A 12,484-nucleotide genomic window follows, 5' to 3' on the forward strand; every position below is an offset into this window, starting at 1 on the left:
TAATGAGTTTTAAGCCAACAGTTAATAGCTAAAACCCAATAGCCAAAATCTAAATGAGCAATTTCGAAACCATAAAACAAAAACTAGAGCAATTCATTAAAAGGTACTACACCAATGAATTATTAAAAGGCGCTATCTTATTTTTCGCCATTGGTTTGTTATACCTCATAATTACGCTTTTTGTAGAATACGTACTTTGGCTAAATCCAACTGCAAGAACCGTATTATTCTGGACATTCATCGCAGTAGAATTAGCACTCTTCGTAAAATTCATAGCTATTCCGCTGTCACATTTATTTAAGTTAAGACAAGGCATTAATTTTGAAACGGCTTCGAAACTCATAGGAAATCATTTTCCTGAAGTGAATGATAAATTACTAAACGTACTTCAACTTAATCAAAGCCCACAACAATCCGATTTACTATTAGCAAGCATAGAACAGAAGTCTCAAGAGTTACAACCCATTCCTTTTAAATCTGCGATTAACTTTAAATCGAATACAAAATATTTAAAATACGCAGCCATACCTATTGCAATTCTATTATTATCCTTTGTAACAGGAAAAATCAATTGGTTTAGTGATAGTTATGAGCGGGTTGTGAATTACCAAACGGCTTATGAGCCACCAGCACCTTTTCAGTTTTTTGTATTGAACGAATCCTTACAAGCCATTGAAAATAAAGATTTTAAGCTGAATATTTCAACCGTAGGAAATGTAATTCCTGAGAATGCACAAATCCAATTCAACGGTCAATCGTACTTTTTACAGCAAGTTGGAGCTGGCGAATTTCAATACACATTCAATTTACCTAAAGAAGCTGTTGAGTTTACCTTATCAGCAAATGAAGTAACATCAAAGCCTTATAAGCTAAATGTAGTTAAAACACCAAATCTGGTCAATTTTGAAATGGTTTTAGATTATCCTGCACATACTAAAAAACAAGATGAGGTTTTAAAAAGTACAGGTTCTGCTGTAATTCCAGAAGGTACAAATGTGATTTGGAGAGCAAAAACAAAATCAACCACAGGAGTTCAAATTTATGCAGAAGATACTCTGAGTTTTAAACCAAGCGAAAAAGGAAATTTTGAAGCCTCAAAACTCCTTTATAAAAACTATAATTACAGCATCACAACTAGTAACGATGATTTAAAAGATTACGAGAATTTAGCTTATAATATTAATGTTATCAAGGATGTTTATCCAGAGATGAAAATTAAGGTTCAAAAAGACTCAATAGACCAACAAAGTTTGTATTTCTACGGACAAGCAAGCGATGATTACGGTTTAACCAAACTACAATTGGTGTATTATCCTTCTGAGGATGAATCTAAAAAAGTAGTAGAACCAATTAACATTTCAAAATCTAATTATAGTGAATTTGTCAGTGCATTTCCAAACCAATTCAATCTAGAAGATGGTGTAAGTTACCAATTGTATTTTGAAGTCTTTGATAACGATGCTCTTCATAATTATAAACGTACAAAAAGTTCGGTGTTTAGTTATAGAAAATTGACCAAAGACGAAGAAGAAGAGAAACAACTCAATGAGCAAAATGAAACCATAAAAGATATTAGTAAAACCTTTGATAAACTTAAAGAACAAGATAAAAAGCTCGAAGAATTATCTAAAACGCAAAAGGAAAAAGAAAGCCTCAATTTTAATGACAAAAAGAAATTTGAAGAGTTTCTTAAACGTCAGAAAAATCAGGAACAGTTGATGAAAAATTTCAACAAAAAACTACAAGATAATTTAGAAGAATTTCAAAAGGACGAAAAGAAAGACGACCAGTTTAAAGAAGATTTAAAGGAACGTTTAAAAGAGAATGAAGAACAATTAAAGAAAGACGAAGAATTACTTAAAGAGCTTGAAAAATTAAAGGATAAAATTAATAAAGAAGAATTTACACAAAAGCTTGAAGAATTAGCAAAGCAAAACAAAAATAAGAAGCGTAGCATGAAACAGCTATTGGAATTAACCAAGCGTTTTTATGTGATGAAGAAAGCTGAAAAGGTTTCTAGTGCGTTAGAAAAACTATCTGAAAAGCAAGAAAAATTATCTGAAAAGGATAAAGAAAACACAAAAGAAGCTCAAGAAAAATTGAATGAGGAGTTTGATAAACTTCAAAAAGATTTAGAAGATTTAAAGCGTGAAGATAGACAACTTCAAAAACCAATGAAGATTGCTAGAGATGAGTTTTTAGAAGATGAAATTAAATTTGACCAAAAAGAAGCCAAAGAAGCATTAAATAAGAAAGAAGAAAGCGAATCTAAAGCGCAAGAAAAAGAAGCTCAAGAGCAGCAAAACAAAGCTAAAGACAAGCAAAAGAAAGCTGCTAAGAAGATGAAAGAAATGAGCGAAATGCTAAAAATGGCAGCTGCTGGAGGTGGAGGAGGTGGTGATCAAGCGTCTGAAGATGCAGATGCATTACGTCAAATATTAGAGAATCTTTTACTTTATTCGTTTGATCAAGAGGCTCTTATGGAAACTTTTGAGAGTATTGGTATTAATAATAATAACTACGGAAAGTACATTATTGAGCAAAGTAATTTAAGAGAGCATTTTGAACATATAGACGATAGTTTATTTGCTTTATCATTAAGACAGCCTAAAATATCTGAAAAAGTCAATTCACAAATTACTGAGGTTTATTTTAATATTGATAAAGCCTTAGATCAACTTTCAGAAAATAGATTATACTCAGGTGTTGGTGCACAGCAATACGCAGTAACTTCTACCAATGAATTAGCGAGCTTTTTGAGTGATGTTTTAGATGATATGGAAATGGAAATGAATCCGTCAGCTGGACAAGGAGAAGGGGATTCACAATTACCAGATATCATTAAATCTCAGGAAGAGATTAATAAAGAAATGGAAGAAGGCGTAAAGAAAGGTGAAGAAGGTAAAGAGGGAGAGGAAGGAAAAGAAGGAGAAAAACCTGGTAAAGATGGTAAAGAAGGAAAAGAGGGAGAAGGAGAAAAACCAGGGGAACAAGGTAAAGCTGGAAAAGAAGGACAAGATGGAAAGAGTGGAGAGAATGGACAAAGCGGCCAAGAGCAAGGAAAAGGTGGTAAAGGTGGTAAAGCCGGAGAAAATGGTCAGCAAAAAGGAGAAGGTAACCAAAGTGGACAAAAAGAAGGTGGCGAGAATGGTAAAGATGGAAAAGGTGGAAAAGGTGGAAAAAACGGTAAAAATGGAGGTGATGGTACAGATGGTGATGGAGAAGGGGAGAAAAACGACGGTTATGGTGAAGGAGGAAGTGAAGAACAAAATGGCGAACTATTTAAAATTTATCAAAAACAACAGTTATTACGACAGGCTTTAGAAGATAAATTAGCCAAGGAAGGAAAAATTGAATCTGCAGGACAATTAATCAAGCAAATGGAAGATATTGAACTCGATTTATTGAATACAGGGTTTACAAGACAGACGCTTCAAAAAATGATGGATGTACAACACCAATTATTAAAAATGGAGAATGCAACGTTTATGCAAGGTCAAGATACCAAACGTAAATCTGAAACAAATAAAGAAGAATTCAATCAAAATAATCCAAGTCAAATTCCAACGGCAAAACAATATTTTAATACTACTGAAATGTTAAATCGTCAAGCATTACCTTTGCAAAATCATTTTAAGAAAAAAATCAGAGAGTATTTTAAGAAGGATACTGAATAATATGATTTAATGCTTTCCTGTAATTTTCAATACAAAGTAATAATTCTAACATCGTTTAGACATGAAAATATTAATGGCGTTTTTTATTTCGGTTTGTTCTTTTGCTAATCATCCCAGCTATGATCCTGTAAATAAAATTGAAATTGATGAAAAGTATAAAGTAGAAAGTACGTTTTCAGGTAATACAGTTGGTAATGATAGTTTTCATTTAATTATAGCTAAAAATGGAGATACCAAAGACTATGATGTTATTCCTTATCTGTTTAAAGACAATCATATTGTTAAACTAAAAACCTTTTCATTTGATAAACAGCCTGTAATCCTATCTTTTCACAATGCCAAAGATAAATTGTCATTACTCACGCAATCTAAAGTAGGTAGTTCTGAATTTATAAATATTATTGATGTCGATTTAATTTTAGGTAATTATGTTAAATCTGATAATATAGCAACGGAAGATTTTAAAGCATTAATTAGAAAAAAGGATAAAAACTTAATTGTATTTTCTGATAAGAAAAGTGTAAGAATTATAGAGGCTAAAGATGCAAATACATTACAGACTATTACAGTGAGTTCTGACGCTTCTTCTGCTGAATTCTTAGCGTCGCTTTCAGAAAATAGTGTTGAGGCTATAAATAACGATGAATTTGTTTCTAACGGCTCTATAAGTGCTTTTAGAGCTTATAGCGATGGTGATAAAGTTATTATTACTGAAGAAAATATTAAAGAAGCAATAACTAATGCTCTTCAGATTCCCCTTAATCAAGGCAATGAAGTTAGTGCTCAATTTAAAACCTTTGGTGGTAAAACCAAGGATAGTAAAATAAAGAAAAGTACATCTTATATAAATAACGATAAATTATACCAACTTAAAATCGGTAAAGAAGAAGGTCAATTAAATGTTTTTGGTCTTAATGATGTTTATAATTCATCTGTAAATATTTTAGAAGTTAAACCGACAAGACACGGACAAGGATTTAAAGGTATTAAAGACTTTGTTAAAAATGCTTCTAAGAAGTTTAATGAACCTACAGTTACTATAAATAGCACTAAGAATGGTAAATTAAAGGTAAGGTTCGATTTTGTAAATAAAAACCTATACAATTACCACTATAATTGGTGGTGGCATCACCAATGGCACATGCAACAGATGCAGCATTTTCAAATGATTAATCAACAACAAATGCGGAACTCTATTCCTAGTTTTGGACCTTCTGAACCATTGGATTATTTTTTTGTAGCACAAGAGAATTCTTTTTTTGAAATTACTTTAGATCTTGCAGGTAAGATTGTAGAAGATGAAAATGATGAAAGTGTATACCCTAATTTAAACAAAAAGACCTACATCAAACCTTTAAATGATAACAAAAAGTTGAAGCATACTTCTACTGTATTTACACAAGATAATTTTCGATATATCGCTTATGATAAGCGTAACAAATCGTTTAATATAATTAATAAAGCATTATAAATGATTAGTTTTAATTACGAAACCGAGTTTCTCATAAACGATGAAGCCAGTTATTCTAAATGGATTTCAGACACCATTTTAGAAGAAAATTGTAGAGAAGGAGATATTAATTATATTTTTTGTTCTGATGATTATTTGCATAAATTGAATGTAGATTTTCTAAATCACGACACTTTAACTGACGTTATTAGTTTTGATTATTCCGTGGGAAAAGAACTACATGGCGAAATTTATATATCAGTAGACAGAGTCAAGGAAAATGCTTTAGATTTTAAAGTTTCTCTTAAAGAAGAAATGGCTCGTGTTATGATTCATGGCGTTTTGCATTATTGTGGTTATAAGGATAAATCTGAAGCTGATGAAAAGCTTATGCGTTCAAAAGAAGATTACTACTTAGCCAAACGAAAGTAGACTTGTGTTTTCATTGTATATTTGCAGCCGCAAAAAATTTAATAGTATAATGTTCCACGTGGAACAAAAATAGATTTCAATATGTTTAATGAAGAGTATGATGTTATAGTTGTTGGTGCAGGTCACGCAGGAAGTGAAGCTGCAGCAGCTGCTGCAAATATGGGAAGCAAAACATTATTGATTACCATGAACCTTCAAAATATTGCACAGATGTCTTGCAATCCTGCAATGGGAGGTATTGCAAAAGGACAAATTGTAAGAGAAATTGATGCACTTGGAGGTTATAGCGGAATTGTATCAGATACATCTGCAATTCAATTTAAGATGCTTAATAAATCTAAAGGACCTGCAATGTGGAGTCCAAGAGTGCAATCCGATAGAATGCGTTTTGCTGAAGATTGGAGAATGCTCTTAGAGGGAACTGAAAACCTCGATTTTTATCAAGAAATGGTTTCTGGCTTATTAGTAGAAAACCATAAAGTTGTAGGTGTAAAAACATCGCTTGGTGTCGAAGTAAAAGCGAAATCCGTAGTGCTTACTAATGGGACATTTTTAAATGGACTAATTCATATTGGAGATAAAAACTTTGGTGGAGGTAGAGCAGGTGAAAGAGCAGCAACCGGAATTACAGAACAACTCGTTAATTTAGGTTTTGAATCTGGCCGAATGAAAACAGGAACACCTCCAAGAGTCGATGGACGTTCTTTAGATTTTTCTAAAATGATAGAACAACCTGGAGATGAAGATCCGCAAAAGTTTTCATATTTAGATGTTACAAAACCACTAACTCATCAGCGTTCTTGTCATATGTCTTATACCAGTGAATTGGTTCATGATTTATTACGCGAAGGGTTTGATCGCTCACCAATGTTTAATGGACGAATTAAAAGTGTTGGACCAAGATATTGTCCATCTATTGAAGATAAGATTAATCGATTTGCAGATAAAGATAGGCATCAATTATTTGTAGAACCTGAAGGTTGGAATACTTGTGAATATTATATTAATGGTTTCTCAACGTCCTTGCCAGAAGATGTACAATTTAAAGCTTTGCGTTCTGTGGTTGGTTTTGAAAATGTAAAGTTCTTTAGACCAGGTTATGCTATAGAATACGATTATTTTCCACCAACACAATTAAAACATACTTTAGAAACTAAGTTAGTAGAGGGCTTGTATTTTGCTGGACAAATTAATGGTACTACAGGTTATGAAGAAGCAGCGTCTCAAGGTTTGATGGCTGGTATTAATGCAAGTTTAAAAGTACAAGAAAAGGAAGCGTTTACATTGCAACGTGACGAAGCTTATATAGGTGTTTTAATAGATGATTTAATCACTAAAGGTACAGAAGAGCCTTATAGGATGTTTACGTCACGTGCAGAGTATAGAACATTATTAAGGCAAGATAATGCAGATTTTAGATTAACACCTAAAGGTTATGCTTTAGGTTTAGCTTCAGAAAAACGTTTAAAACGTATGGAAGAAAAGCAATCTAAATCTGAAGCCTTTGTTCAGTTTTTTAGAGATACTAGTGTTACTCCAGAAGAGGCAAATCCTGTTTTAGAATCTAAAAATTCAGCAGCTGTTAAACAACAAGATAAGATGTTTAAGTTGTATGCTAGACCAAATATTACTATAGATGATGTTCGTAAATTTGAGTCTGTAGAAAACTATATTCAGAATAATGATTTAGATACAGAGATTATTGAGCAGACTGAAATTCAAGTTAAATATGCGGGCTATATTGAAAAGGAAAAGAATAACGCCGATAAATTAAATAGACTAGAGAACTTAAAAATTCCTGTAGGTTTTGATTATTCAAAACTAAAATCAATGAGCATAGAAGCGCGACAAAAATTAGAGAAAATACAACCTGTAACTATTTCTCAAGCGTCTCGAATTAGTGGAGTAAATCCAAATGATATTTCTGTTTTGTTGGTTTATTTAGGACGTTAATTCGTAAGAAAATTGAAATCTCACAATGAATATTGTAATGTTCCACGTGAAACAATTGTATAAAACGCCCACTTGGTGCTTCGCTCGTTAGTTGCGAAACATGAATTATTTTGTTTCGAGACTAATCTTTGAGGGGTAATTTAAATATTCAAAATTGAACTAACTGAATATAAAAAATGGATTTATGACAAATTGTTTGTTATTAGAAATCCGAAAAATAGTGATAAAACCATTGTTCTCTTGAAGGGGTTTTAAGGGTGTAAAATTAGATAAGGTTAATGGCAGATCTTAATACTGAAAACATTGTTGATATAGAACCCTATAGTTTTACTAATTATTTGGTGAATTCCTTTCTTAGTATTTTTGGTTGGATGTTTGTTGCTTTTGTTCTTTCAATTTTTATTTCAGGTAATGCATCAAATCAAGTAACTATATTGTTGTTTTATATTGGTGTCGTTTTTGTATTACTAGCTTTAAATTTAATAGCTGGTTTTAGGCGACCTTATATTTACATATATAGTATGGTAATTGATAATGACATTGTCACAATAAAATATCTAAGACTTTTTAAAAGGCAATTAATGACTGTTAATATTAATGACCTAGAAGTAAGGTTAGAAAAACAAGGACAGAAAAATTTCGCTTTAATTATAGTTGGTTTAATAGGTGAACATACCTTTCATATCAAACAAACTGAAGTACATCAATGGAAAAAAAAGTTATTAAGTACTACTTTTGAAAAATTATCTGACATAATTACACCAAGAACAATACACTAATTATTATATCATATTCTTAAATTCGTGCCCAAAACAACAAGAACATATCTTACTCTAAAAGACCATTCTGTTTCCCAACAAGAGTTCCAATTATTATATAATAAGGAGCTCGATATGCTAGAAACATATCCACAGCCAGAAGGTGAAAAATTATCCGAATATTATAAAAGTGAAGACTATATTTCGCATACAGATACGAAGCGAAATCTATTAGAATTTGCTTATCATAAAGTGAGAGAAATTTCTTTAAAACGAAAATTGAAATTAATCAATTCGTTTCAATCCGAAACTAAAGTACTTTTAGATATTGGATGCGGAACAGGAGATTTTTTGCAAACGGCTTTAAATAATAATTGGAAGGTTACGGGAATTGAACCCAACGATAGTGCGCGGCAAATTGCAAATTCTAAAACCAACAATTCTGTTTTTAGTACAGAAGAATTATTAAAATTGAAACCTCAGAGTTTTGATGTTATTACACTTTGGCATGTTTTAGAACATTTGCCAAATTTAGAAATGCATACGGCATTGTTAAAATCACTTTTAAAACCAAATGGTACTTTGGTCATTGCTGTTCCTAATTATAAAAGTTACGATGCGGAGTATTATAAAAACTTTTGGGCAGCATATGATGTGCCAAGACACCTTTGGCATTTTTCTAAAAATTCGATTTCAAAATTATTTAGTAAAGAACATATGGAATTGGTGAATCTGTTGCCAATGAAATTTGATGCCTATTATGTATGTCTACTTTCAGAAAAATATAAATCTGGTGTTATGAACCCAATCAAAGCATTTTGGATTGGATGGCAATCAAATCGTAAAGCAAATCGATCAAAAGAGTATTCTTCGCACATTTATGTCTTAAAGAACGCTAATTCTTAATATAAGCAACGCTGTTTTTGTATCGTAGCTATAAATGTGTAATTATATTGTAAAATTTTAAAGTGTGCTTAAAACGCTTTATTTAGCTTCGTTTTTAATTGATTTTTAAAATAACAAGAAGAAATTTCTATAGAAAACATCAATACATAAAAAATAGAGGAAATCACTAACTAACTTTTATACATTTGCAAAAATTAAATTAAAGTAGAAAAATGAAAGTTTGATGCTTTCACAAACAATTAAACAATAAAATAAAATGAAGAAGTTAATTTTAGGCTTAACAGTTTTAGTTGCATTTGCATCTTGTCAAGAACAACAAAAAATTGCATTCATAGATAACGGTAAAGTTATTAATGAATATCAAATGAAAATTGATATTGAAGATAAATTCAAACTTAAAGACGAAGCTTTTAAAGCGAGAATGGATAGTATTGGTAAAGCATTTCAGGCCGAAGCTCAAGCGTTTCAAGCAAAAGAGCAAACCTTATCTGCAAAAGCAAGACAAGAGATGTACCAAAGTCTAACTCAAAAACAACAAGGTTTACAACAACAATTTCAATACGAGCAGCAACAAATGCAACAAATGTTTAGTGTAGAAATGGATTCTGTAATTTCTAAAGTAAATACGTTTGTTAGTGATTATGGTAAAAAGAATGGTTATACATACATTTTAGGTAAAAATGAAGCTGGAAGCGTTATGTACGGAAGTGCGTCTAATGATATTTCTGAAGCGGTAACTACAGCAATTAATGCTGCCTATAATACTAAAGATTCTAAAAAAGAAGCAACAGAAACAGCTGAAGAGGTTAAATAAAAATAAAAAAAGTATTTTTTTTAAAAGCCAAGCCTAAGACGCTTGGCTTTTTTTATGTAGCAAACGTGTTAATTTAATAGATAAATCGGTAAGCACAATTTTAGAGTTTCCGTTACGCTCAATATGGTAAATGGCATCTTGTAATTCGTCTGAAATTTCTAAAATATTTGAATCGTGAACAAAAGGAGCAAAATTTTCAAGTTTAAAGTTGTCTGATTTTGGCTCTAAATACACTAATTCGTTAGCTTTATAATTTAGTAATAAAGCTTGTCTAAAATAGTTTAAGCAAAAGCTTAAAAACTTCTTTTGCGTTTCGCGTCCTGTTTTGGCAATTTCTTCGGACCATGAAATTAAATCGTGAATAGCTGCCTTATTTCCTCTAGCTTTAAAAGCAGAACGTACCCAGAGTACAAACCATTTTTCAAACTGAATATCTTCACTATCTTGATATATTAAATCACAAGCCTTGTTATAGTTACCATTGGCTTGATGTGCAATTTTAGTTGCAACTGACTGTTCAATATGATAGTTTTTAATTAAAGCTTCAGAAATAGCTTCTTCTGCTAAAGGAGGAAAATGTAAAATCTGACAACGCGATCTAATGGTGTTAATGATCTGTTCTTCGTCTTCAGCAATGAGAATAAAGATTGTTTTTTCTGGTGGCTCTTCAATTAATTTTAATAATTTATTAGCACTAGATGTGTGCATTCTTTCAGCCATCCAAATCACCATAACCTTGTATCCACCTTCATAAGACTTTAGTTTTAAGGATTTTACAATCTCTAAAGCTTCGTCAACACCAATTTGTCCTTGTTTATTGTCTACGCCTAAAAGTTTGTACCAATCAAAGAGGTTTCCATAAGGTTGCTGTTCTAAAAGTTGTCTCCATTCTTCGAGATAATATTTAGAAACCGGTTTGCTTTTTACTTTATCACTAGTTGTTACAGGAAAAGCAAAATGTAAATCGGGATGCGAATAATTCTTAAATTTTAAATTACAAGAGTCGTTTCCTCCTGTATTTTCACCGTTCTTGTTACTACATAGTATATACTGTGCATAAGCTAAAGCCATTGGTAACGTGCCAGAACCCTCTGGACCAACAAATAATTGCGCGTGTGCAATCCTACCAGCATCAACACTTGTAGTAAGGTGATTTTTTATGTGTTTTTGACCTAAAACTTCTGAAAATAACATAAAGCAAAACTATATAAAAAAATTATGTTTCTAATCTTTATATTTGTGTTTCAAAATTTATAAAATGAAGACACTAAACGATTTTAATTTTCAAAATAAAAAAGCATTAATCAGAGTAGATTTTAATGTGCCATTAAATGATGATTTCGAAGTAACAGATGCTACTAGAATTGTATCTGCAAAGCCTACAATTATTAAAATTTTAGAAGATGGCGGAAGTTGTGTTTTAATGTCGCATTTAGGGCGTCCAAAAGGTGTTCAAGAAGAGTTTTCTCTAAAGCACATTATTCCAAAAATTGAAGATGTATTAGGGGTTGAAGTAAAATTTGCTAGCAACTGTGTTGGCGCAGAAGCAGAAGAAAAAGCAAAAGCTTTAGAACCAGGTGAAATATTATTACTTGAAAATTTACGTTTTCACGAAGAAGAGAAAGAAGGTAATAGAGATTTTGCAGAACAATTATCTAGATTAGGTGATATTTATGTAAATGATGCGTTTGGTACAGCACACAGAGCACATGCTTCTACAACAATTGTCGCTGAGTTTTTTCCAGAAAATAAATGTTTTGGAAGTCTTTTGGCTCAAGAAATAGAGAGTATTAAAAAAGTTTTAGAAGATGGTGAAAAACCTGTTTTAGCAGTTCTTGGAGGTGCAAAAGTATCTTCAAAAATTACAGTTATAGAGAACATCTTAGATAAAGTAGATCATTTAATCATTGGTGGTGGAATGACGTTTACTTTTATTAAAGCACAAGGTGGAAAAATTGGAGATTCCATTTGTGAAGATGATAAAATGGAATTAGCCTTAGATATTTTAAAGCAAGCCGAAGCTAAAGGTGTAAAAATTCACTTACCAGTAGACGTCGTTGCTGCAGATGCATTTAGTGATACTGCAAACACACAAATTTGTGATGTAAAAGCTATTCCTGATGGATGGCAAGGTTTAGATGCTGGTCCAAAATCTATAGAAAATTTTGATGCCGTTGTAAACCAATGTAAAACGATTCTTTGGAATGGTCCTTTAGGTGTTTTTGAATTACAAAGTTTTGCTAATGGTACAATAGAACTTGGAAACTCCATAGCAAATGCAACTAAAAATGGAGCGTTTTCTTTAGTTGGAGGAGGTGATTCTGTAGCTGCTGTAAAACAGTTTGGTTTCGAAAATAAAGTTAGCTATGTTAGTACAGGTGGAGGAGCAATGCTAGAAAGCCTTGAAGGTAAAACCTTACCTGGAATAGCTGCTATATTAGATTAGTAGTAAAAAAACACTATTTTTAGCAGTTCCAGCGTTTATAATACGCTG

At 31.7% G+C, this 12,484-nt stretch carries 9 protein-coding genes; 8 read left to right on the forward strand and 1 reads right to left on the reverse strand.

Translation table 11 applies throughout. From position 1 onward, the window contains the following. Positions 1-53: 53 nt before the first annotated feature. From KO504_RS09750 to KO504_RS09780, 7 genes are all read left to right on the forward strand, one after another. Positions 54-3,677, forward strand: coding sequence for a DUF4175 family protein (locus tag KO504_RS09750; protein ID WP_215926382.1), 3,624 nt, complete (start codon positions 54-56; stop codon positions 3,675-3,677). Positions 3,678-3,738: 61 nt separating this feature from the next. Then, positions 3,739-5,148, forward strand: a complete 1,410-nt coding sequence (locus tag KO504_RS09755; protein ID WP_215926384.1) for a hypothetical protein — start codon at positions 3,739-3,741, stop codon at positions 5,146-5,148. Continuing rightward, complete coding sequence (gene ybeY, locus KO504_RS09760; RefSeq protein ID WP_215926386.1) at positions 5,149-5,559, forward strand: rRNA maturation RNase YbeY; 411 nt, start codon at positions 5,149-5,151, stop codon at positions 5,557-5,559. Between the two features lie 81 nt (positions 5,560-5,640). Beyond that, on the forward strand, positions 5,641-7,512 hold the full coding sequence (mnmG, locus tag KO504_RS09765) for a tRNA uridine-5-carboxymethylaminomethyl(34) synthesis enzyme MnmG (RefSeq protein WP_215926388.1): 1,872 nt from the start codon (positions 5,641-5,643) through the stop codon (positions 7,510-7,512). A 278-nt stretch (positions 7,513-7,790) separates the two neighbouring features. Further along, on the forward strand, positions 7,791-8,291 hold the full coding sequence (locus KO504_RS09770) for a hypothetical protein (protein ID WP_215926390.1): 501 nt from the start codon (positions 7,791-7,793) through the stop codon (positions 8,289-8,291). Between the two features lie 24 nt (positions 8,292-8,315). Beyond that, on the forward strand, positions 8,316-9,176 hold the full coding sequence (locus KO504_RS09775; RefSeq protein ID WP_215926392.1) for a class I SAM-dependent methyltransferase: 861 nt from the start codon (positions 8,316-8,318) through the stop codon (positions 9,174-9,176). A 256-nt stretch (positions 9,177-9,432) separates the two neighbouring features. Next, positions 9,433-9,990, forward strand: a complete 558-nt coding sequence (locus tag KO504_RS09780) for an OmpH family outer membrane protein (protein ID WP_215926394.1) — start codon at positions 9,433-9,435, stop codon at positions 9,988-9,990. Between the two features lie 33 nt (positions 9,991-10,023). On the opposite strand, the gene KO504_RS09785 is transcribed toward KO504_RS09780, so the two are convergent. Beyond that, on the reverse strand, positions 10,024-11,184 hold the full coding sequence (locus KO504_RS09785; protein WP_215926396.1) for an ATP-binding protein: 1,161 nt from the start codon (positions 11,182-11,184) through the stop codon (positions 10,024-10,026). 64 nt (positions 11,185-11,248) lie between these two features. Here KO504_RS09785 and KO504_RS09790 point away from each other — a divergent pair, with 64 nt between their 5' ends. Continuing rightward, complete coding sequence (locus tag KO504_RS09790) at positions 11,249-12,436, forward strand: phosphoglycerate kinase (protein WP_215926398.1); 1,188 nt, start codon at positions 11,249-11,251, stop codon at positions 12,434-12,436. Positions 12,437-12,484: the final 48 nt, after the last annotated feature.

The organism is Winogradskyella psychrotolerans, assembly GCF_018860565.1.
GTDB lineage: Bacteria > Bacteroidota > Bacteroidia > Flavobacteriales > Flavobacteriaceae > Winogradskyella > Winogradskyella damuponensis.